This is a genomic window from Mycobacterium sp. IDUB_28 (assembly GCF_055419285.1).
In genome coordinates this window covers 238,588-262,973 of sequence record NZ_JBVAXK010000009.1, presented here as the reverse complement: position 1 = coordinate 262,973, position 24,386 = coordinate 238,588, and the positions used below count along the sequence as shown (strand labels likewise).

7 protein-coding genes are annotated in these 24,386 nt (G+C 74.9%); 3 read left to right on the top strand and 4 right to left on the bottom strand.

The annotated features are described in order from the left end of the window. Positions 1–22: 22 nt before the first annotated feature. A complete protein-coding gene (locus tag ACZYZ9_RS19995; protein WP_463828002.1) occupies positions 23–1,432 on the bottom strand; it encodes a WS/DGAT/MGAT family O-acyltransferase in 1,410 nt (469 codons plus the stop codon). 35 nt (positions 1,433–1,467) lie between these two features. Next, entirely contained in the window at positions 1,468–2,664 is a 1,197-nt protein-coding gene (locus tag ACZYZ9_RS19990) for an alpha/beta hydrolase fold domain-containing protein (protein ID WP_463828001.1), read from the bottom strand. Positions 2,665–2,963: 299 nt separating this feature from the next. On the opposite strand from ACZYZ9_RS19990, the gene ACZYZ9_RS19985 reads away from it, so the two are divergent. Then, positions 2,964–3,854: an alpha/beta hydrolase gene (locus tag ACZYZ9_RS19985; RefSeq protein ID WP_463828000.1), complete on the top strand. Its 891-nt coding sequence runs from the start codon at positions 2,964–2,966 to the stop codon at positions 3,852–3,854. Here the strand turns inward: ACZYZ9_RS19985 and ACZYZ9_RS19980 are convergent, their stop codons facing one another. Next, entirely contained in the window at positions 3,855–5,156 is a 1,302-nt protein-coding gene (locus tag ACZYZ9_RS19980; protein ID WP_463827999.1) for an amidohydrolase family protein, read from the bottom strand. A gap of 7 nt (positions 5,157–5,163) precedes the next feature. After that, complete coding sequence (locus ACZYZ9_RS19975; protein WP_463827998.1) at positions 5,164–6,327, bottom strand: CoA transferase; 1,164 nt, start codon at positions 6,325–6,327, stop codon at positions 5,164–5,166. 240 nt (positions 6,328–6,567) lie between these two features. Here ACZYZ9_RS19975 and ACZYZ9_RS19970 point away from each other — a divergent pair, with 240 nt between their 5' ends. Then, on the top strand, positions 6,568–9,321 hold the full coding sequence (locus ACZYZ9_RS19970) for a PE family protein (protein WP_463827997.1): 2,754 nt from the start codon (positions 6,568–6,570) through the stop codon (positions 9,319–9,321). Positions 9,322–9,577: 256 nt separating this feature from the next. After that, positions 9,578–24,343, top strand: a complete 14,766-nt coding sequence (locus ACZYZ9_RS19965) for a PE family protein (RefSeq protein ID WP_463828030.1) — start codon at positions 9,578–9,580, stop codon at positions 24,341–24,343. Positions 24,344–24,386 lie beyond the last annotated feature (43 nt).

Below are 24,386 nucleotides of genomic sequence, written 5' to 3'. Positions count from 1 at the left end.
TAACGTTGACCGACCCTGTCGATCAGGCCTGCGCCATGGCCTCCGGGACCACGGTGAGCTCTCCGGAAATCCCTGCGGCCCGGCGTATTTCGACGAATTCGGCGATCATCGCCGCGGTCACTTCGTGCGGGTCTTTCAGTGTCGCGCCGTCGGACAGCACCGAGATGTTGAGCTGGTCGACGTAGCTCCACACCGTGATGTTCAGGCCGCTGCCGGCGGTCAGCGGACCCACCGAGTAGATCTCGGTGACCAGTGCGCCGCCCACCCGGCCGCGGGTGCGGGGCCCGGGCACGTTGGAGATGTTGAGGTTGAGGACCTTGTTCTGCCCGTCGCGGCTGGACAACCACCGGAACATGGCTTCGGTCGCCGTGGGGGGCCAGTAGGCCGCCCACCGGCTGATCAACTCCGGGCCCAGCAACTGGTGGCTCTCCTTGGCCGAGACGGCGTTGTCGTGAGCGGCCCGCACCCGCTCCAGCGGGTCGTCCAGGTCGGTCGGCAGCACGACCATCATCCCGCTGAAGTGGTTGCCGGAAATGCGTTCCGGGGAGAAGTCGTAGCTGACCGGGACCGACGCCAGCAACGGCTCGGCCTTGCCGTCGTAGCGCAGCAGCAGGCTGTGCAGGGCTCCGCTGGACATGGCCAGCACCATGTCGTTGATCGTGGCGCCCAGCTTCTTGCCGGTCTCCTTGACGTCGGCCAGCGCCAGGGTGGCGGTGGCGAACCGGCGTTCCGGGGTGATCTTGTGGTTCATGAACGACGGCGGCGGGTCGATCGGGCGGGTGAGCTTCGGGGAGAACTTGTAGGAACTGCTGCGCACCCGTCGGACACCTTGTGCGGTGTAGGCGAACGTGCCGGGGATGCGCTTGATGTGCCGCATGTGGTCGACGAACGCCGCGCTCATCAGCTCTCGCTTGCTAGGCGCGGGATCGGTTGTGTACGAAGCGGTTTGCGGTGTCGGCATCAGATCCATGCCGTGCGCCATCAGATTGGCCGAGGCGACACCGTCGGCCAGCGCGTGGTGGATCTTGAGCACCACCGCTATCCGGTCGTTGGCCAGTCCCTCGACGAAGTACATCTCCCACAGCGGGTGCGCGCGATCCAGGGGGGTGCTGGCGATCTCACCGATCGCCTCGTCGAGTTCCCGACGGCCGCCCGGGGCAGCCAGCTGCCAGGGCCGGACGTGGTACTCGAAGTCGACGTCGCAGTTCTCCCGCCACATCGGGTGGTGGAACTTGAACGGGACGTCGATCAGCTGGTAACCCAGCGGGACCAGCTTGTCCATCCGGCCGGCGATGACCTGACGGAACGCGTCGATGGTGAAACCGCGGCTGGCCTCGTCGAGCTCGATGATCGCCACCTTGATGGTGTGCATGTGCACGTTCGGCGTCTCGCTGTACAGCAGCACCGCGTCCCAGCCGGTGAGCCGCTTCACCGCAATCCCCTACCCATCACGCGACCCTAGCGCGATCAGATGACCTCTTGGGCGAACTGCGTGCGGGTGCGGTGCACCTGGTTGAGGAACAACGCCGTCGCGTGGGCCATCGCGCCCGCGCGGGGACCGTCGAGCATGTCGAAGCCGTGGCCGGCACCCGGCAACTCCACGTAGTTGACCGCCGCGGTCGAGACCGAACGCAACCGTTCGACGAAACTGCGCGCCTGATCGACCGGGATCACGTTGTCCCCGCTGCCGTGAATCACCAAGAACGGCGGCGCATTTCGATGCACGCGCGCGATCGGCGAGGCGTCCCGGAAGATCTCGGGATGCCGGGCGATGGATTTCTGGACCACCACCCGCTCCAGGAACTGCACGAACCGATCCCGCTCGGGGGTGGAGCGGTCCTCCCAGCAGTAGCGGCCGTAGATTCCGACCACCGCGTCCACCGAGCTGTCCGCGCCCTCAGGCAGCTTTGCGTCCAGCGTGGCGTCGTTGGGGGTGAGGCCGGCCAGCGCGGCCAGGTGCCCACCGGCCGAACAACCCGCCACCGCGATGAAATCGCGGTCGCCACCGAATTTGTCGACGTTGGCCCGTGCCCATGCGATCGCGGTCTTCACGTCGGTGATGTGCCGTGGCCACCGGTTGTGCGGCGAGACCCGATAGTTGACGGCCAGGCACACCCAGCCCTGCTCGGCCAGTCGTGACATCAGGGCGGTCCCCTGCATGGTGGTGCTGCCGTGCACCCACGCACCACCGGGCAGGAACACCAGCACCGGCGCGTTGGCGGGCAGATCCTTGCGACGCCACACGTCGAGCATCTGCGCGGGGTGGTCGCCGTAGTGCACACCGCGGCGGTGCAGGTACTTGCTGCCACGCAGGGCCGCCCAGAACGGCGGTGTCCGGTCGGCGGCGGGCCAGTCCAGGTCCAGTTCGGCAGCTGAGACCGTGCCGCGCAGTGCGGCAATGGACACCTCGTTGGTGCTTTCCCGGTCCCGGCGGCGCGTCTCGCCGCTGCCGGGGGCGAACCGGCCCTTCGCCGACGTCGACATCAGTTCCGGCGCGATCCGGATGCCCCACACACTCATGGCGGCCATGGTGCCCAAGGGTTCCAACCGCTTGCCGATGATCGGGAGAGCGGCACCGGCTCTGCTCATCGCCAACAGGTAGTCGGCCGGACCGGCGCGCAACAACCGCTTGACGCAAGATTTGGACTGTCCAGTCGCCGTCATGCAGGGCACTGTACCCCTACCCGCGGGTAATAATCGTTCAACTGTGTGCGGTATTGGCCGGGTGGCTCGGGAAATTCGGTAGCCGCATTTGCTGCTCGGGTATTCATCGCTTTCCACGACTGTTTCGCCGTTAGCTGTTGGGTGTCGTGGCGCCGCCGAAAAAGTCCCGCTGCGGGGCCACCGGGACGACCGGCGGCCGGGGCGGCCGATCGTGTGGTGAATATCGCTGTGCCACAGCTGATTTCAATGTTCCGCAGACCCCTGCGGTGCCTGATCGGGGGTGCAGGGATACTGAATCGATGGTCGATGCCGTCCACCCTGATCTGCGCCGGCTGGCGCGCGTTGCGCCCAAGAGATTGGTCGGCCCCCGGACATTGCCGTTGATGCGCGTCGCTATGGGGTTGCGGACCAGGCTGGGCCGCACCCCGAAGGGCGTCGAGGTGTTGACCCTGCCGTCGGGGGCGGGTGTGCGGCTCTACCGTCCGGCCGGCACCACCGAGCGGGGGCCGGCGTTGCTGTGGATTCACGGCGGCGGCTATGTGCTGGGTTCGGCGCAACAGGACGACCTGCTGTGCCTGGGATTCAGCAAGCGGTTGGGCATCACCGTGGCGTCGGTCGAGCACCGGCTCGCACCCGAACATCCCTATCCCGCGCCCCTGGAGGACTGCTATTCGGTGCTGGCCTGGCTGGCCGGACTTCCCGCAGTGCAGGCCGACCGGGTGGCGATCGGCGGCGCCAGCGCCGGCGGCGGTCTGGCGGCGGCGTTGGCGCTGCTGGCCCGCGATCGCGGCGAGATCACGCCGGCTTTCCAGCTGCTGGTCTACCCGATGCTCGACGACCGCAGCGCGGCGGCGCCGGCCGACCCCGATCACCGGTTGTGGGACCCGGTAGCCAACCGGTTCGGCTGGACCGCCTATCTGGGCGGTGCGGATCCGGCGGTCGCGGTCCCCGCCCGACGCGCGGACCTGCGCGGGCTGCCTCCGGCGTGGATCGGCGTCGGGACCCACGACCTGTTTCACGACGAGGACGTCGAATACGCGCGCCGGCTCACCGAGGCCGGGGTGCCGTGCCAGCTGGAGCGCATCCCGGGTGCATTCCACGGTTTCGACCTGGTGGCACCCAAAGTCACAGTGTCCCAACAGTTCTTCGCCATGCAATGCGACGCGCTGCGCGCAGCGCTGACCCCGTGATCACATCGCGAAGTAGACCAGCTCACCCCTGATCAAGGTGGCCGCCACCAGGGCGGCATCCAGTTCGGCCAGTGCGACCGCGGGCGGCTCGGACAGCACGCACAGATCCCCCGGCTCGCCGATCTCCACCGTCCGCGGCCGGTCCGGCCGATCCGGCCAGCCCAGGAACATCGTCAAAGCAGTTCTGGGCGAGACACATTCGGCGGCGTTGAGCACCGCGCCGCTAGGGGTGGTGCGCGACACGGCGGCCCGCATCGCCGCCCACGGGTCGCCGCTGCCGAACGGCATATCGGTGGACAACGCCACCGGGATATCGGCGTCGAGCAATGAGGCGACCCGCCAGAGTTGGTCGTGCTCGTCGGCGGGGACATCGGTCAGGTACTGGTCCCCGCGCTCGGCAACGAAATTCGGTTGCGTCACCACTGTGATGCCCAATTCGGCCAGATCGGACAGGGTGTCGCCCGGGACGACGGCGGCGTGCTCGATGCGGTCGAACGGATGGCCGCCGGCGGCCCGCAGCGCCGCGATCGTCACCACCAGTTGCGCCGCCGTCACGCAATGCACAGCCACCGGCTGGCCGAACCCGTGCCGCTCACTGATCCACTCCGCCAATGCATTCAGATCAAGCCGGTCGTCGTGCAGGATCTTCTTACCGGGCGAGAGCAGGCGCACCCCGGGCCGGAACTCGCCGTTTCGGTGCGCCATCATCAGCGAGATCAGGTCGCCCGCATCGATGTCCGGGGTGGCGTCGGTGACCCCGGTGACTCCGCGCGCGACGATCCGCCTGCTCAGTTCGGCCAGGTCGGTTTCGCGGCGCTGCAGGGCCTGTGCCCACGGATCGGCGCTGCGCAGCCGGCCGTCGGGGTGGGCGGCCAAGCCCACCCGGCCGAGCGCCGCGGAGTTGAGTACCCACAGCGCGCCGCTGCGGTGCTGGATACGCAGCGGAACGTGGGCCAGCACCGCATCCAACGTGGCCCGGTTCAGTTCCCCGGCAACCGATTCGTGGTATCCGACGGCACGTATCCACCCGTCGGGTCCCGGGACGGCAGTCGACAACGCTTGTGCCAGTTGTTCTTTGGTGTGCACGGCGGGTGGCCCCACGGACAGCGAATCCAATGCCGATGCGGCCGAACGCAAGTGCACGTGATGGTCATGCAGTCCGGGCAAGACGGTGCCACCGCCGGCGTCGAGCACCCCCTCGCCCGCGCGCGGCGATAACTCCCGGCCCACCTGTTCGATTCGCGCGCTAACCCGGATATCGACCGTGCGCCCGTCGAGCAACACCGCCCTGCGGATCAACATGGCAGCCTCAGCATGTGCGCCGCAGCCTCTCGGTCACCAGGTGGCGGACAGCCTCGTCGTCGGCACCGAGGGCGGCGGCGGGCTCCGGCACCGTCGGCGCCCGCGGCGGCTCGACCGGGCAGGCCGATCCCGGTGCGCCGGTCGGCAGCGCCGCATACGTCGCGGCGACGGCAGCCATCGAGACGTCGATCAGCTCGCCACCGCCCCGGCGCAGCGATTCGGTCACCACCCGGGCGGCCTCCAGTCCGGTCAGCGGATCGGCGATCGCGTCGCCACAGAACACCGGCCCCCGGCCGACCAGGCCACCGGCCACCGCGGCGTCGTCTCCGAACGCCGGCCGTCGGGAAGCCGACCCGTGTCCGCAGATCCGCAGCCAGATCCGGCCCACCCGCGGCGCCAGGTCGTCGGGTCCCAATCCGCGGCGGGCCAGCCCGTCGGGCCGTGACCCTTCGATGACGATGTCGGCCGCGGTCAGCAACTGACGCAGCTCACTGGTCTGGCGGTCGAAGTCCAGGCAGTAGGACAGCTTGGCGCTGTTGACCCAGTCGAAGAAGACCGGGTGGCCGCCCCGGGTGCCGTCGGGCCGCTGCGGACTCTCGACCTTGACGACGGTGGCGCCGTCGCGGGCCAGCAGTCGTCCGCACAGCGGTCCGGCCCACATCGAGGACAGATCGGCGACCAGCAGACCCGCCGGCCTGCGTACCGGGCCCCGTGGCGCCGTCCGACGTACCACGGGCGCGGCCGCGGTGGTCTCACCCAGTGCCGCCGCCGGGATGTCGAGCAGTTCGGCCCGCGCGACGATCTCGGTCGTGGGCCGAGTGGCAGCCCATCTTTCCAGGCACGGCCACGGATCGTCGGCGACCTCGTCTGAACACAGCAGCGCAGGGACCGCCGCAACATCGTCGGGACGCGACAGCGTCACGGCGCACCAACCGTCGAGTGCGCCGAGCAGCCGGGTGGCACCGCCGGCCGACACGCGACCGCGGCGGGTCAGGCCCAGCAACGCGGCCCGGCCGCTCAGCAGCGCGGCGGCGTCGGGGGCGATCTGCTGCGCGCGGCCGAGCACCGCCGCGCGCGAGAAGTCGGGCGGCCCGTCCGGCGGACCGGTCAGGTAGGCCAGCCCGCTGCTGCCCCACGCCGGGGTCCAATCCGAGGCGGCTTCCGGACTCACCCCTCCATGGTTGCGCGTGTCGCGGCGCCGGTGTGAACGGGCCCAGCGGAGGTGGAACCGAGGTGCGGCACAGCCCCCCATGCCGAAACTATCCGCATCATTAGCAGGTTTTTGACGGAAAGACAGTTTGTTTTGGCCCAAGTCGAGTTATGGTTCGTATCGGCTTTGCCCATCAGCATGACCGGGGGACATGTAAACCACGGCCTCACCAGGTCGTGACCTAGTAAGTGGACGGTTCCCATGTCGTATCTCCTTGCAACAGCGCCGGACCTGCTGACCGCCGCAGCCTCCGACTTGGCCGGCCTCGGCGCCACGCTGGAGTCAGCCAACGCCGCAGCGGCGGCCTCCACCACCAACCTGCTGGCCGCCGCGCAAGACGAGGTGTCCACCGCCATCGCGGCGCTGTTCGGCACCCACGGGCAGGCCTACCAGAGCATCAGCACCCAGGCCGCGGCCTTTCAGGCCCAGTTCACCCGGGCGCTGGCTGCGGGAGCGAATTCCTACGCGCTGGCCGAGGCGACCGCCGCAACCCCGTTGCAGCCGCTGCTCGACCTGATCAACTGGCCGACCGAGACGCTGTTCGGCCGACCGATCATCGGCGACGGCGCGAACGGCATCGATGGAACTGGCGCTGCCGGAAAGCCCGGCGGCTACCTGTTCGGTAACGGCGGCCGGGGTGGAACGGGCGCGGCCGGGCAGGCCGGTGGGGCCGGCGGGTCGGCCGGGTTGATCGGACACGGCGGTGCCGGCGGCAGCGGCGGAGCCTCGTCGTCCGGGGCGGGCGGAGCCGGCGGCGCGGGCGGAAACGGCGGCTGGCTCTACGGCAGCGGTGGCGCCGGCGGCGCCGGCGGCGCCAATACCGGTGGACTCGGATCCGGCGGGCTCGGCGGACTCGGCGGCAGCGCCCGACTCATCGGCAGCGGCGGGGCCGGCGGGGCCGGCGGGTCGAGCGTGAGCGGTGCCGGCGGGTCCGGCGGCAACGGCGGCAGCTCCGGACTGCTGTGGGGCAACGCCGGATTCGGCGGAAACGGTGGCAGTGCCGGCGCAAACGGCGCCGGCGGCGCCGGGGGTGACGGCGGCAACGCATGGATCCTCGGCACCGCCGGATTCGGCGGTAGTGGCGGTGACTCCGCAGGTCTCGGGGCCGCCGGTGCCGGCGGCGACGGCGGCAACGCGCTGTTCCTGGCCAACGCCGGGTTCGGCGGCAACGGCGGCCACGCCACCGGCATCGGCGCCGGCGGCGCCGGCGGTGTCGGCGGCAACGCCTGGTTGCTGGGCAACGGCGGCTACGGCGGGGCCGGGGGCAGCAGCGCGAGCGCCGGTGGCGGCGCCGGCGGCGCCGGCGGGGCGGCCTGGCTGATCGGCTTCGGTGGCGGCGGCGGTGCGGGCGGCAGCAGCGGCGGTTCGTTCGGCGGGGCCGGCGGGTCCGGTGCCACCGGCGGACTACTCGTCGGGTCCGGCGGCGCCGGTGGTGCCGGTGGCGCCAATCTCGGCGGTCACGGTAACGGCGGTGCCGGTGGCACTGGTGGCACCGCGTGGCTGCTGGGCAACGGTGGCGCCGGGGGCGCGGGCGGAACCAGCACTACCGGCGACGGCGGCGCCGGTGGCACCGCCGCCAACGGCGGATTCCTGATCGGGTCCGGCGGGGATGGTGGCCACGGCGGGTCGACGACCTTTGCGGCCGGTTCCGCCGGTAGCGCCGGAACCGCGGGCAGTGCGTGGTTGATCGGCAACGGCGGCGATGGCGGCAACGGCGGGAGCGCGCCCACCGGCGGGCTGGCCGCCAACGGTTCCAACGGCGGTAACGCCGGGTTCTTGCTCGGTTGCGGCGGCGACGGCGGCAACGGCGGGGCGGGTGTGGCCGGAATCGGCGACGGCATCGGCGGCGGTGGCGGCAACGCCTGGCTGTTCGGCAGCGGCGGGGACGGCGGCAACGGCGTGATCGGCGGCACCGCCGGCCGGGCCGGGCTGTTGATCGGCTACGGCGGCGACGGCGGCACGGGACGCCCGGGCGCCAACGGCGGTCTGCTGTTCGGCGACGGCGGCGACGGCGGCGACGGCGGCTTCGAAGTGCCGTCCAACGGCGGCAGCGGCGGCCGATCCTGGTTACTCGGTAGCGGTGGTCACGGCGGCGCCGGCAGTTCCGGCGTCGCAGCCGTCGCCGACGGGAACGGCTGGTATGGCGGCAACGGCGGCGACGCCGGGTTCCTCTTCGGCTTCGGCGGCCACGGGGGAACCGGCGGAACCGGTCTGGTCACGGCGCCTGGATCCGGTAATGGCGGTGGTGGTGGCGCCGGTGGTGACGCCGGGTGGATCTGGGGCCGCGGCGGTGCCGGCGGCCATGGCGGTGGCGGCGGTACGGGCATCGCCGGTGCTGCTGGAGGCATCGGCGGTGCCGGGGGCAACGGCGGCACCGCCGTGCTGCTCGGCAGCGGTGGTGCCGGCGGCAACGGTGGCTCCGGCGGTCTGGCTGGATCCGGCTCGTCGGGCGGAGCCGGAGGCCAGGGCGGAAGTGCCGGTGGCAGCGGCTTCATCTACGGCAACGGTGCAGCGGGCGGCGTCGGTGGCAATGGTGGAGCCGGTGCCGGCGGTGTCGGGGGTCCCGCCGGTGGCGCCGGGGGTGCCGGCGGTCACGGCGCCTCGACCCTCCTGCTCGGCAGCGGCGGTGCCGGCGGGGCGGGCGGCTCGGGTGGCAACGGTTCGGGCAACGTCGGCGCGGCCGGTGGCTACGGCGGAGCCGCCGGCAACAGTGGGTTCATCTTCGGTAACGGCGGAATCGGCGGTGGCGGCGGCGCCGGCGGCGAGAACCTGAGCGGCGCTACCGGCGGTCCCGGCGGCGGCGGCGGTACCGGAGGCAGCGCCACCTTCATCGGCAACGGCGGCAACGGTGGCCGCGGGGGTGCCGGAGGTCCGGGCACCCCGGAGGGTGCCGACGGAGCCGGCGGCAGCGGCGGGCGAGGCGGGATCTTCGGCCAGGCCGGCGTCACCGGCTGACAAATTCGAACCGGCAGTCACCACTGTGCCCTAGGAACCGCAGCTATGCCCACGTTAGGCCATTCGACATGGGTCGAGGTGCGGTTAGCATGTCCTTGCAAAACTAACTGGATGTATTTTGGCATTTTTGAGTGAAAGCCAGTTTGTTTTGGCCGAAATCGAGTTATGGTTCGTATCGGCTTTGCCCATCAGCATGACCGGGGGACATGTAAACCACGGCCTCACCAGGTCGTGACCTAGTAAGTGGACGGTTCCCATGTCGTATCTCCTCGCTGCGCCGGACGTGTTGAGCTCCGCGGCTTCCGATCTAGCCGGACTCGGCGCCACGCTGGAGTCGGCAAACGCCGCTGCAGCGGCCTCGACCACCAACCTGCTGGCCGCCGCGCAAGACGAGGTGTCTACCGCCATCGCGGCGCTGTTCGGCACCCACGGGCAGGCCTACCAGAGCATCAGTGCCCAGGCTGCGGCCTTCCACAGCCAGTTCATGCAGAACCTGACGGCCAACGCCGGCTCGTACGCGTGGGCCGAGGCCGCCGGCGCGGCACCGCTCGAGGGACTCGGCGTAGCGGTGCTGGGTGCCATCAACACCCCCACCCAGGTCCTGCTCGGCAGGCCGCTGATCGGTGACGGCGCCAACGGGGCGCACCCCGGCCAGGCCGGCGGGGACGGCGGCCTGCTGTGGGGCAATGGCGGCGCCGGTGCGGGCGGTGCGGCCGGCCAGGCCGGCGGAGCCGGCGGCAACGCCGGGTTGATCGGACACGGCGGAGTCGGCGGTGCGGGTGGGTCATCGACCACCGCCAACGGTGGCGCCGGCGGGGCCGGTGGCAACGGCGGATGGCTCTACGGCAGTGGCGGGTCCGGCGGCATCGGTGGTGCCAACCTGAACGGACTGGGCACCGGTGGCACCGGGGGTGTGGGTGGTCGGGCCTGGCTGATCGGCGCCGGCGGCACCGGCGGTGCGGCGGGTTGGGGCGCCAACGGTGGCGCTGGCGCGGCCGGCGGCAGCGGCGGATGGTTGTACGGCGACGGTGGTGCCGGCGGCGCCGGTGGCGCCAACACCAGTCCGACCGGTATCGGTGGGACCGGTGGCCGGGGCGGGGACGCCTGGCTGCTCAGCGCCGGTGGTGCCGGTGGGGCCGGTGGCACCGGACCGGGCGGTAGCGGTTTCGGCGGTGTGGGCGGCGACGGCGGCCACGGTGGTCTGCTGGCCGGCGCCGGAGGCGCCGGTGGTACCGGCGGCACCGCGGGCATCGGCGGCACCGGCGGATCCGGTGGCGACGCGGGCTGGCTTTCCGGTGCGTCCGGCGGGGCCGGTGGCATCGGCGGCATCGGCAATACCGGCAGCGGCGGCGTCGGCGGCACCGGTGGGTCCGGTGGTCTGTTCGGTCCGGGTGGGTCGGGCGGCACCGGTGGCACCGGCGCGGCGATCGGTGGCATCGGCGGTCGCGGTGGCCACGCCGGATGGCTGCTGGGCACCGGTGGCGCGGGCGGCAGCGGTGGCACCAGCGGTACCGGCAACGGCGGTGGAACCGGCGGCGCCGGCGGCAACGCCGGCTGGCTGTACGGCAACGGCGGCGTCGGCGGCAACGGTGGCCGGGGTGGCGACGGGCTCGCCGGGATCTCCGGCGGCAATGGCGGTGACGGTGGGGCGGGCGGCCGGGGCGGTCTGCTGTTCAGCGACGGCGGCAACGGCGGCAACGGTGGGACCGGCGGCAGGGGTGGCACCGGCATTCAAGGCAGCAACGGCGCAGACGGGGTCTGGGGCGTCGACTACGGCAACGGAGACGGCGGCGGCCAGAACGGTGGCGGCGGCGGCGTCGGCGCGACCGGCGGTAATGGTGGCAACGGCGGTGCGGCTGGTCGCGGTGGCCTGCTGTTCGGCGAGGACGGCATCCTCGGCCGGGGCGGCAATGGTGGCGACGGCGGCACCGGCGGCGGCGCCGGCAACGGCGGCAACGGTGCGGCCGGGACGCTGGCGAATCCCGACGGCGGTCGGGGCGGCAACGGCGGCAACAACGGTGCCGGCGCCGCAGCCGGCGGCACCGGTGGCTACGGCTCGGTCATCGGCAAGCACGGCGCGGCCGGCACCATGGCCACCGGCACCGGGGGCAACGGCGGCACCGGTGGCGCGGGTTATGACGCGTCGACCGGTGCCATCGCCGGCGCCAGTGGCGGCAACGGCGGACACGGTGGTGACGGCGGCAACTACGGCAACGGTGGCGCCGGTGGCGCCGGCGGCAACGCGGCGGCGGGCAAGGCCGGTGCTGATGGCGTCGACCCCGGTGACAGCGGCGGCAACGGTACGGCCGGCGGTTCGGGTGGTGCCGGTGGCTATGGCGGCAAGGGTGGTTCGGTCGCCGGTGCCGGCGGTGTGGGTGGCGCAGGCGGCGACGGTGGCACCGGTGGTTCCGGCGGCAAAGGTGTCAACGGCCAGTCCAGCACCGTCGCCGGTGTCAACGGCGGTGACGGTGGCAACGGCGGCAGTGGTGCCGACGGCGGCAATGGGGGCGCCGGCGGAATGGGTGGCACCGACCATGTGGGCAACGCCGCCAAGGCGGGCGCCAACGGCGTCGGCGGTAACGGCGGGGATGCCGGCGCGGCCGGTACCGGTGGGCGCGGCGCCGACGGCACCGCCGCGCACGTCAACGGTTCCGATGGCGGCAAGGGCGGCGACGCCGGTCTGTCCGGCTTCAAAGGCCTGGGCGGTGACAACGGCGTCAGTACCGTGGTCGACGGCAAAGACGGCCTGGGCGTCAACGGCGGCCGGGGCGGTGACGGCGGTAATGGTGCCGTCGGGGCCGCCGGCAGCCAGGGACTGGGCGCCGGGGCCAGTGGTGGCAATGCCCAAGCCGGTGGCGATGGTGGTGACGGCGGCAAGGGCGGCGCTGCCGGTCGCGCCGGGACCACAGCTGGTAGCGGTGGCACCGGCGGCGAAGGTGGCGAAGGCGGTGAAGGCGGTTCCGGTGTGCGGGGTGCAGATGCGACCGGCACCGACGCCAACGGCGTGGGCAACACCGGCCAGCAGGGTGGCGACGCGGGCAAGGGCGGGGCGGGAGGAACCGGCGGCAAGGGCGGCGCGGCCGGTGACGCAGGCCCCCACGGCGGGTCAGCAGGTACCGCCGGTGCCGGTGGCGCCGGGGGTGACGGTGGCGCTGCGGGGACGGCGGGCACCGGTGGCCACGGGGCGGCCGGTGCCGACGGACAGACCGGGGTGGACTACGGCACTGGTGCCGGCGACGGTGGCCGGGGCGGCGACGGCGGCAAGGGCGGCAACGGCGCCAGCGGCGGCAACGGCGGGGTCGCGGGCCTCAACGGTGACGGCACCGCGCCCACGGCGGCCAACGGCGCGGGCGCCAAGGGCAGCGATGGCGGTGCCGGCGGCAACGCCGGCGCCGGTGGACGGGGTGTGACCGGGGCGTCGGGCTCCGCCGGGGTGAACCTGGGCGCAGGCGCCGACGGTGGTAGCGGCGGCGCGGGTGGTCGTGGCGGCGATGGTGGCACTGGCGGGACGGGCGGCTTCAACGGGGGCAGCACCACCAGCCACGCCGCTGACGGCACCGGCGGCCTGGGCGGGCGCGGCGGTAACGCCGGCGTTGCCGGCGACGGTGGCCGCGGCGCGGACGGTACCGCCAGTTACGTCGACGGCGGCAAGGGCGGTGCCGGTGGTGACGCCGGTGCGATCGGCCAGCACGGCACTGGTGGTCTCAACGGTGACGGCAGCGGCCCTGCGGGCAATCTTTCCAACGGCACCGGCGCCAATGGCGGTAAGGGTGGCGACGGCGGTCGGGGTGCCGGCGGCGCCGCGGGCGCCAACGGTCTCAACCCCGGCGACAGCGGTATCGACGGTGGTGCCGGCGGTAAGGGCGGCGACGCCGGCAGCGGTGGTATCGGTCGGGGCGCGGGCTTCACCGGGGGTGCCGCGGGCGCGGCCGGTGCCGGTGGTGACGGTGGGCGCGGTGGTTCCGGCCTCAACGGCAGCACCGGGGTGGCCACCTCGGGTGCGGGTCTGGCCGGCGGCGACGGCGGTAACGCCGGCAGTGGCGGTAGGGGTGGCGACGGCGGTAAGGGCGGCAGCGGCGGCGCGGGCACCGACGGCGCCGGTATCGGCGCTGGCACCGATGGTGGTGCGGCCGGTAAAGGCGGCGATGCCGGCACTGCCGGCAGTGGTGGTGTGGGCGCCTCCGGTCATGACGGCACCGCCGGGCACCGCGACGGCTATGACGGCGGCAACGGCGGCAAGGGCGGTAAGGGCGGCAACGGTGGCACCGGTGGCACCGGCGGCGCAGCGGGAACCGGCAGCAACGCGGCCTCGCTGAAGGCCGGGGTCGACGGTAACGGCGGCGCGGCCAGCAACGGTGGCGCCGGTGGCGCCGCCGGCAGCGGTGGCGCGGGTCAGTCGGGGGCAGCCGGGGTGGCCGGGTCCACCCAGTACGGCACGGCCGGGCAGGGTCAGGCCGGTGCCAACGGTGGAGCTGGTGGCGTCGGCGGCGAGGGCGGCGCCGGCGGTAAGGGCGGCACCGGACTCAGCGCGGGCAGCGACGGCACCGGCGGCCTGGGCGGGCGCGGCGGTAACGCCGGCACTGCCGGCGACGGTGGCCGCGGCGCCGATGGCACGAGCAGTTACCTCGACGGCGGCAAGGGCGGTGCCGGTGGCAACGCCGGCACGGTCGGCGCCCATGGCACCGGCGGCCTCAACGGTGACGGCAGCGGCCCTGCAGGCAACAACGGCGACGGTTTCGGCGCCAATGGTGGCAGGGGTGGCGACGGCGGTCATGGTGCCGAAGGCGCTGTCGGCGCCAACGGCCTCAACCCCGGCGACAGCGGGGCGGCGGGCGCCGCGGGCGGTAAGGGCGGCGAAGGCGGCGCCGGCGGTACTGCCAGCGGTAGCCAGACCCCGGCCGGCCTCACCACCCACGGTGGTGACGGCGGCACCGGCGGAAAGGGCGGCGCCGGCGGTAAGGGCGGCAGCGGCTTGAACGGGGCCAACGGCGCGGCGATCACCGGATCGGGAGGCGACGGTCAGAACGGTGGCAACGCCGGTGCCGGCGGCGCCGGCGGCGACGGTGGCACGGGTGGCAACGCCGGTGGCGGTGGCACCGGCGGCGGAGTCGCCGGCAACGCCGGTAGCGGCGGCAACGCCGGTAACGGCGGGGACGCCGGAGCCGCCGGAAAGGGCGGCCTCGGAGCCAACGGTGCGCCCGGCGCGGCCGGCGTCGACGCCTACGGCAATGGTGTGGGCGGCGGCCAAAGCGGTGGCGACGGCGGCAATGGCGGTAACGGCGCCAACGGTGGTGACGGTGGCAAGGGCGGCGCTGCCGGTATCGGCGCCGGCGGCAACGCCGGCGCGTACGGTGACGGCGGCAATGCCAGCAACGGTGCCGTCGGCGGGGCGGCGGGCTCCGGCGGGGGCGGCGTCAAGGGTTCGGTCGGCACCGCAGGCGCCGACCTCTACGGCAACGGTGTCGGCGCCGGTCAGGACGGTGGAAACGGCGGCGACGGCGGCACCGGCGGTAACGGCGGGGCCGGCGGCACCGGTGGAAAGGCGCTCGGCGGCACTGCCAAAGCAGGCACCAACGGCACCAGTGCGGCAGGCGGCATCGGCGGCAATGCCGGCGCGGCAGGCGACGGCGGTCGGGGTGCCAACGGCATCAGCGGCACCGCCTACACCGATGGCGGCCGGGGTGGCGCGGGCGGCAATGCTGGGCACATCGGGCTGGGTGGCCTCAACGGCAACGGCGTGGGCACTGCCGCGTCGGGCACCGGCGCCAACGGCGGCACCGGCGGCGCCGGTGGTGACGGCGCGGCCGGGCTGACCGGTACCAACAACGGCAGCGCCGGGGCCAACGGCTCCGTCGGCGGCGACGGCGGTAACGGCGGCGGCGGTGGCACCGGTGGTATCGGTCGGGGTGCCGGCTTCCACGGCGGCGATGGCGGTGCGGCGGGCACCGGCGGCGCCGGCGGCCTCGGCGGCTCCGGCGTCGACGGCGCCAACGGGACCACCACCGCCGGGGTGGGTAACAACGGTCAGGACGGCGGCGACGCCGGGGCCGGCGGCAGGGGCGGTAAGGGCGGCGACGGCGGCAGTGCCGGCAGCGGCACCGACGGCGCCACCAAGGGCACCGCGACCAACGGCGGGGCGGGCGGCGCAGGTGGTGCCGCGGGCACTGCCGGCAAGGGTGGCATCGGCGCGACCGGCCACGACGGCACTTCCACCCACCTGGATGGTTATCGAGGCGGCGACGGCGGGGCCGGCGGTGACGGCGCCAACGGTGGTAACGGCGGGGCCGGCGGCAACGCCGGCGGCAACGGCACCAACACCGCGACCGCAGGCACTTACGGCAAGGGCGGCAATGCCTCCAACGGTGGCGCCGGCGGAGCAGCGGGCGCCGGCGGGGCCGGCCTCACCGGCGCCAACGGGGTCGCCGGAACCAATAGCGGCATTGGTGTCAGCGGCGGCAACGGTGGCGATGGCGGCACCGGTGGCGACGGCGGCAAGGGTGGCGTCGCAGGCCAAGACGGCAACGGTGGCACCACCGCGACCAACGGCAAGGGCGGCATCGGTGGCCGGGGTGGTAACTCCGGCACGGCCGGTGACGGCGGCCGCGGTGCCGATGGCGTCGCGGGTACGGCCAACCTCGCCGGTGGTGCGGGCGGTCGCGGCGGTGACGCGGGCGCCATCGGGCTCGGCGGCGACGGCGGTGCGGACGGCGTCGGCACCGGCAACGGCGGCACCGACGGCCCCGGCACCGGCGCCAACGGTGGCAGGGGTGGCGACGGCGGCACCGGCGCGGTGGGTAACGCCGGCAAAGACGGCGTCAATCCGGGCGACAGCGGCACCAATGGCACGACCGGCGGAAACGGCGGCAGTGCCGGTGCCGGCGGTACCGGACGCGGCGCCGGCTTCCACGGTGGCAACGCCGGCACAGCCGGCCGGGGTGGCGACGGTGGTGCCGGTGGATCCGGTGTCACCGGCAGGGACGGTTCCTTCGGCGCCGGTCAGGGCGGCGCCGGATTGATCGGCGGCAACGCGGGCAACGGTGGCAACGCGGGCAACGGCGGCAGCGGCGGCAACGCCGGCGCCGGCACCGACGGGGCCACCGCGGGTACCTCGTCCAGCGGCGCGGCCGGCGGCCGGGGCGGCAACGCCGGCAATGCGGGCAACGGCGGCAACGGCGCCCTCGGACACGACGGCACCGCGGCCCACCCCGATGGCTACACCGGTGGTAACGGCGGCGAAGGCGGCAGGGGCGGCAACGGCGGCAACGGCGGCAACGGCGGCACCGCGGGCATCGGTGGCACCAACATCTCTGCCGGGGGCGCCAAGGGCGCCGGCGGCAACGCCACCAACGGCGGCACCGGTGGGGCGGCCGGCACCGGCGGCAACGGCATCGCCGGCGCCGACGGCCTGGCCGATGTCGACAAGTACGGCACCGGTATCGGCGGCGGCCAGAACGGCGGCAACGGTGGCGACGGCGGGACCGGCGGTGCTGGCGGCGCCGGTGGCACCCGGGGCACGGCAGGCACCATCGGTACCGGGGCTGCCATCAACGGCACCGCGGGCAACGGCGGCAACAGCGGGGCCGGCGGCAACTCCGGGCAGGCCGGCGCCGGTGGCGACGGCGCGAAGGGCACCGCCGCCAACCCCAACGGCGGCAACGGCGGCAAGGGTGGCGACGCGGGCAACATCGGCAAGGGTGGCACCGTCGGCACCGCCGGCACCGGAGGCGTCAACGGCGGCAAGGGCGCCGACGGCATCGGCGCCCACGGCGCTGACGGTGGCGTCGGCGGTGACGGCGCGGCGGGCACGGCCGGCAAGAACGGCGTCAATGCCGGTGACAGCGGCACCAACGGCACGGTCGGCGGCCAGGGCGGTCTCGGCGGTGACGGTGGCACCGGTCGCGGCGCGGGCTTCCACGGTGGCACCGGCGGTGACGGCGGCCAGGGTGGCGCGGGTGGCGACGGTGGCTCCGGGGTGAACGGCGCTGCCGGCACGGTCACCACCGGTGCCGGCAACGACGGGCAGAACGGCGGCAATGCCGGCAGCGGCGGCAACGGCGGCGGCGGCGGCAGGGGTGGCAACGCGGGCGGCACGTCCGACGGCGCCAGCGTGGGCAGCTCGGGTAGCGGCGGCGACGCCGGCAAGGGTGGCGACGCCGGTACCGCCGGTAACGGTGGCGCCGGTGCCATCGGCCACGACGGCTCCTTCCCGGCCGGCAACAACGGCGACGGGTACCGCGGCGGCAACGGTGGCAACGGCGGGACCGGCGGCAACGGCGGCAACGGCGGCACTGGCGGCGCTGCGGGCACCGGGACAGGTGGTACAGCCGGCGCCAACGCCAACGGTGGCAACGCCAGCAATGGCGGCAACGCCGGGCGCCCGGGTGACGGTGGTCACGGAGCCGACGGCACGTCGGCCCACGTCGACGGCGGCCGGGGCGGTGACGGCGGCAACGCCGGTACCGCAGGTAAGGGCGGTACCGGCGGCACGGCCGGCGCCGGCGCCACCGCCGGCACCAACGGCAGCAAGGGTCTTGCGGTCACCGGGGCGGCCGGTAACGGCGGCAACGGCGGGGCGGGCTTCACCTCGACGGCCTCCGGCGCCGACGGCGGCGACGGTGGGGCCGGTGGCGACGGCGGCAACGTCGGTAACGGTGGCAACGGCGGCGACGGCGGCAACGGCGTGATCGGCGACGACGGTGTCAACGGCACTGCCGCAAACCCCAACGGCACCAACGGTCAGGCCGGTGGCAGCGGCGGCGACGGCGGCGCAGGCGGCATCGGCCATGGCGCCGGTAGGCACGGCGGCAACGGCGGTGCCGCAGGCACCGGTGCCGACGGCGGCAGCGGCGGCAGCGGCTGGACCGGACGCGAGGGGCAGTCCGGCGCCGACCTCTACAACAACGGCATCGGAGGCGGCGAGAACGGCGGCAATGGCGGCAGCGGCGCCAACGGTGGCAACGGCGGCAACGGCGGTGTCGGCGGTGCCGGGCTGAACGGCGCCACCAAGGGCAACACCGCTGCCGGCGGTTCGGCCGGAAACGGTGGAAACGCCGGGACACCTGGCGACGGCGGCGACGGTGCCGCAGGCACCGCGAGCTACACCACCGGCGGGGCCGGCGGCAACGGCGGCAGCCCGGGCACGGCGGGCGGCGGTGGCACCGGCGGCAGCGGCTCGACCCTGGGCGCGGACGGCAACGACGGCGCGATGCCGTCCGCCCCGGCAGGCAACGGTGGTCATGGGGGCGTGGGCTACACCGCTACCGAGCACGGCGCTGCGGGCGGCGAGGGCGGCGCCGGTGGTCACGGCGGCACCTACGGCAGCGGCGGCGACGGCGGCGACGGCGGCGACGGCGCCGACGGTCTGGACGGCACCGACGGCATCAGCGGGTCGGCCGACAATGTCAACGGCACCGTTGGCGAGAACGGCGGCAAGGGCGGCAAGGGCGGCATCGGCGGGAACGCCGGCGCCATGATGGGCGACGGCGGCAACGGCGGTAAGGGCGGCGTCGGCGGCTCCGGCGGCGACGGCGGTCACGGCGGGACCGGGGCCGACGGATTCACCCCCGGTGACAACGGTGGGTTGGGCGCAAACGGCGGTCAGACCGGCGGCGCCGGCGCCAGCGGCGGCCACGGTGGCGACGGTGGCGACGGCGGCGCCGGCGGTACCTCGGGGTTGTACGGCTTCAAGGGTGAGCAGGGCGCCGGAGGCGCAGCCGGTGCCGGTGGTGACGGTGGCGACGGTGGAACCGGTGGTTCCGGCGATGACGGCGCCGACGGTGTCACCAACGAGAACGCCTACGGCACTGGTATCGGCGGTGGTCAGGACGGCGGCAACGGCGGCAACGGCGGCGTCGGCGGGGTGGGCGGCAACGGCGGCAAGGGCGGCAGCGGTAGCACCATCGGCGCCGGCGGCAACGCCGGTAACGGTGGTGCCGGCGGGGACGGTGGAGCCCAGGGCGACGGTGGCCACGGCGCCGACGGCACCAAGGCCAACCCGGACGGTGGACGCGGCGGCAGCGGCGGCGACGCCGGTGTCGGCGTCGGCGGCGGCGCGGGCGGCACCGGTGGCACCGGTTCCACCAAGGGTGCCGACGGCAGCCACGGTGGCAGCGGGTCCACGCCGTCGGATATCGGTGGCGACGGTGGTGACGGTGGCGACGGCTACAACCCGACCACCCCCGGTGCGCACGGTGGCAAGGGCGGCGCCGGCGGTGACGGCGGCAATTACGGCAACGGCGGCGACGGCGGTCAGGGCGGCAACGGCGTCGCGGGCGCCACCGGCAACGATGGCAGCGCTACCAGCATCAACGGCACCAACGGCCAGGCCGGTGGTAACGGCGGTGACGGCGGTAAGGGCGGCAACAGCGGCATCTACAACGGCTACGCCGGCACCGGTGGTGACGCCGGCAACGGCGCCAACGGCGGCACTGGCGGCAACGGCTACAACGTCCCGGGCGGCATCGGCGGCAACGCCGGCAACGGTGGCAACGGCGGTACCGCCGGCCAGGGCGGCGCCGGCGGCGACGGCTTCCTCGGCGGCGGCGACGGCGGCACCGGCGGCAACCCCGGCAAGGGTGGTGCCGCGGGCACGCCCGGCAACAACGGCACCGGTTTGTCCGGTGCGGCTGGTGTGGCCGGTACCGACGGTCAGCTGGTCGCTCCGGGCACCGGCCGCGGTGACGGCGGCGACGGTGGTGACGCCACTGGTGTTCCGGGTGCCCACCAGCAGGGTTACGACGGTGGTGACGGTGGTGACGCCGGTCAGTACGGCGACGGCGGCGACGGCGGCAAGGGCGGCCAGGGCGGCCAGGGCGACACCGGCGCCAACGGCACCTTCCCCACCACCGGCAAGGGCGCCGACGGTGGCACCGGTGGCGTCGGTGGTGACGGTGGCCGGGGTGGCAACGGCGGCTGGGTCAGCGGTAACAGCGGCGACGGCGGCGACGGCGGCACCGGCGGTACCGGTGGTACCGGCGGTAGAGGCGCCACCGGCGACTGGAACTACAACCCCGGCGGCGGCTTCGGCACCGGCGGCGACGGCGGCAACGGCGGCGCGGGTGGCACCGGCGGCCAGGCGGGCGACGCCGGCACGGTCACCAACGGCACCGTTGGTGTCGGCGGCACCGGTGGGCAGGGTGGCACCCCCGGTCTCGGCGGCGCCGGCGGCACCGGCGCGGCGGGCGACGCGACGCACACCACCGGCGGCAAGGGTGGCCACGGCGGCAACACCGGCACCGTCGTGGGCGGCGGTGGCCAGGGCGGCGCCGGCAGTACCCCCGGCGCGAACGGCGCGTCCGGCGTACCGAACCCCAGCACCGGCGGCGGCGCCGGCGGTACCGGCGGCGCCGGTTACTCTCCCACCACCCCGGGCGCCAGCGGCGGCGACGGCGGCCTCGGCGGTGACGGCGGCGATCACGGCAACGGTGGCGCCGGCGGTGCCGGCGGAAACGGGGTGGCCGGCACCAACGGCGTCAACGGGACCGTGCCCGGCGCGAGCGGCACCGACGGTCAGACCGGCGGTTCCGGCGGCGCCGGTGGCGCCGGTGGCAACGGAGGCACCGTGGCCGGCAGCGGTGGCGTCGGCGGGGCCGGCGGCCGGGGTGCCGACGGTGGTGACGGCGGCAAGGGTGTGATCGGCAAGTACGGCGTGGCAGGCACCGACTACGGCCAGGGCGCCGGGATCGGCGGCGGACAAAAGGGTGGCGACGGCGGCAGCGGCGGCAACGGCGGCAACGGCGGTGCGGGCGGCGTCGGTGGCAAGGCCGCGGGCGGCACCGGCGCGGCTGCCGCCGCCGGCGCGACCGGCACCGGCGGCAACGGCGGCGACGCGGGAACCGCCGGCGATGGCGGAGCCGGCGCGAACGGCACCACCCTGCACCGCAACGGCGGCAACGGCGGAGCCGGTGGGGACGCCGGATTCGCCGGCGCGGCCGGCAACAACGGCGGCCTCCCCGGCACCCCGGTGATCGCGCCCAACGGCAACGGTGGGCACGGCGGCAACGGTTACCACCCGTTCACCCCGGGCAACAATGGCGGAACCGGCGGTAACGGTGGCGACGGTGGCCGGATCGGCAACGGCGGCAACGGCGGCAACGGCGGCAACGGCGTGTCCGCCACGGTCGCCGGCACCAATGCGACCGCCTACGGCGGCAGCGGCACCGCTGGCGACACCGGGGGCGCCGGTGGCGCCGGCGGCCACGGCGGCCGTGGTGGCGCGGACGCCGGCAATGGTGGCACCGGCGGTACCGGCGGCAACGGCGGCAACGGCACCGCGGGTGGCAACGGCAAGCTGGGCCTGGCCGGTGTCGCCGACACCGACCAGTACGGCACCGGCGTCGGCGGCGGTCAGGACGGCGGCAACGGCGGGGCCGGCGGCAACGGCGGGGCCGGTGGCAACGGCGGCAACGGTGGCGCGGCACCCAACGGCGTCGTCGGCAGCGGCGGCAAGGGCGGCAACTCCGGGAACGGCGCGAACGGCGGCACCCCCGGCGACGGCGGCAACGGCGCCAACGGCACCGTGACCAACCCCGACGGCGGCAACGGCGGCAACGGCGGCACCGCCTACGTGGGCCAGCACGGCACCATCGGTGCCGGCGGGTTCGACGGGAACGGTGCCAGCCAGGCCGCCAACGGCAACCCCGGCACCGATGGGCTCCCGCTGGGCACCGTGGGTAACGGTGGCAACGGCGGCGCGGGTTATGACGCATCCACCGGGACCGTCCCCGGGGCCGACGGCGGCAACGGCGGCCGCGGCGGCAACGGCGGCACGTACGGCGACGGTGGCAACGGCGGGGCCGGCGGCCACGCCGCCGACGGCACCAACGGCCTAGCCGGAACCGGTCCGGGCGCCTCCGGCACCAGCGGAACGCCCGGCGGCAAGGGCGGCGCCGGCGGCGGCGGTGGCAACGGCGGCACCATCTCCGGTGACAGCGGCAACGGCGGCAGCGGCGGCAACGGCGGTGATGGCGGTAACGGCGGCAGCGGCATCGACGGTGGCGCCGGCCAGGCCGGCGGCAACGGCGGCAGCGGCATGGACGGTGGCGCGGGCGGGGCCGGCGGCAATGCCGGCACCGTGACCTCGGGCACCCAGGGCTTCGGTGGCTCGGGCGGCAACGGCGGTAACGCCGGGACTCCGGGTGACGGTGGCAAAGGTGGGGACTCCACCAGCGCCGGCGTCTCCGGCGGCCGGGGTGGCGACGGCGGCGACGCCGGAACCGCGGGCGCTGCTGGAGCCGCCGGCACCGGCCAGACCGGACCGGGCGCCGGCACCGCCGGCACCCCGGGCACCGCAGTGACCACGCCGGCCGGCAATGGCGGCGAGGGTGGCAAGGGCTTCAGCCCGACCGACCCGGGCGCCAGCGGCACGCGTGGCGGCGACGGGGGTAACGGCGGCAACGTCGGCAACGGTGGCAAGGGTGGTGACGGCGGCAACGGCGTCGCCGGAGCGGCCGGCCCCAATGGCTCCGGTCCAGGCGGAAACGGCAACCCGGGCATGACCGGCGGCTCCGGTGGGGCCGGCGGTAATGGTGGTAACGGCGGCTCGATCTCCGGTGCTGCCGGAGTCGGCGGCAACGGTGGTAGCGGCGCCAACGGCGGTCAGGGCGGCAACGGCGTGGCCGGTGGTACCGCTCAGGCCGGTGGCCGGGGCGGCGACGGCGGCAGCGGCGGTAACGGCGGCAACGGCGGGGCTGGTGGCAAGACGCTGGGCGGTAGCGGTGTCCAGGCCGCGGACGGCGCCGGCGGCAACGCCGGTAGCGGCGCCAGCGGCGGCAACGGCGCCCTCGGCGGCAACGGTGCGGTCGGCGCGGCCGGCGTCAACAGCGGCAACGGTGGTAACGCGGGCAACGGCGGTGGTGGCGGCAACGGTGGCAACGGCGGCAACGGCGGCACCGGGTCGACGACCGGCACCGCGGGCAGCGCGGGCTCCGGCGGCAACAGCGCCGCCGGCGGTACCGGCGGCAACGGTGCGGCCGGCACCAGCGCCTCGAACCCCAACGGCGGCAACGGCGGCCGCGGCGGTGACCGAGGCGTCGCCGGCACCGCGGGAACGGTCGGCTCCGGCTCGGGCAGCCCGACTGCCGGCAACGCGGGCACGGCAACCACCAGCGGCGGCAACGGCGGCACCGGCGGCACCGGGTGGACCTCCACCACGGCCGGTGTCGACGGTGGCAACGGTGGCAAGGGCGGCGACGCCGGCAACGTCGGTACCGGCGGCACCGGCGGCACCGGCGGCAACGGCGCGCCCGGGTCGCAGGGCGCCGCGGGCACCACGCCGGGCTCCAACGGCAACACCGGCGCGACCGGCAGCGCCGGCGGCAAGGGCGGCGACGGCGGCCTGGGTGGCTCCATCTCCGGTGACGGCGGCAAGGGCGGCAACGGTGGCCAGGGTGGCACCGGCGGCCGGGGTGGCAACGGCGCGGCGGGCGACCCCACCTTCACCATCAACAACGGCATCGGCGGCAAGGGCGGCGACGGCGGACTCGGCGGCGGTGGCGGACTGGCCGGCACCGGCGGCAGCACCCTCGGTACGGGTAACGGCGGCGCCGGCGGCACCGGTGGTACCGGCGGTACCGGCGGCGCGCCGGGTACTGGCGGAAACGGGGCCACCGGTACCGCGACCCACCCCGACGGCGGCACCGGCGGCGCCAGCGGCACCGGTGGCAGCGGCGGCCAGGGTGGTCAGGGCGGCGGCGGCGGCACTGCCACCAGCGGCAAGGGTGGCAACGCCGGCGCCGGTGGCAGGGGCGGCCAGGGCGGCAATGTCCTGACCGGCCAGACCGGTGGGGTCGGCGGCAACTCCGGCCCCGGCGGCAAGGGCGGCGACGGCGGCACCGGCCCCAGCGGCGGCAACGGCGGCAGCGGCGGGTCCGCGGGCACACCCGGGACCGGTGGCGCCGGCCCCGGTGCGGCTGCGACCGCCGGCAGCAAGGGCGCCGGTGGCAACTTCGGCACTGGAGGCGCCGGTGGCATCGGCGACACCGGCAACGGGAACCCCGGCGCCCCCGGCACCGCCGGCACCTAGAGACGGGCAGGCCGACCGTCCGGTCCAGCAGCGAGGCTGGACG

Bases quoted from the DNA above. Each gene is read 5' to 3' on its own strand.
- ACZYZ9_RS19980 (WP_463827999.1), bottom strand. From the start codon at position 5,156: ATGTTGATCCGCAGGGCGGTGTTGCTCGACGGGCGCACGGTCGATATC.
- ACZYZ9_RS19990 (WP_463828001.1), bottom strand. From the start codon at position 2,664: ATGACGGCGACTGGACAGTCCAAATCTTGCGTCAAGCGGTTGTTGCGC.
- ACZYZ9_RS19970 (WP_463827997.1), top strand. From the start codon at position 6,568: ATGTCGTATCTCCTTGCAACAGCGCCGGACCTGCTGACCGCCGCAGCC.
- ACZYZ9_RS19985 (WP_463828000.1), top strand. From the start codon at position 2,964: ATGGTCGATGCCGTCCACCCTGATCTGCGCCGGCTGGCGCGCGTTGCG.
- ACZYZ9_RS19965 (WP_463828030.1), top strand. From the start codon at position 9,578: ATGTCGTATCTCCTCGCTGCGCCGGACGTGTTGAGCTCCGCGGCTTCC.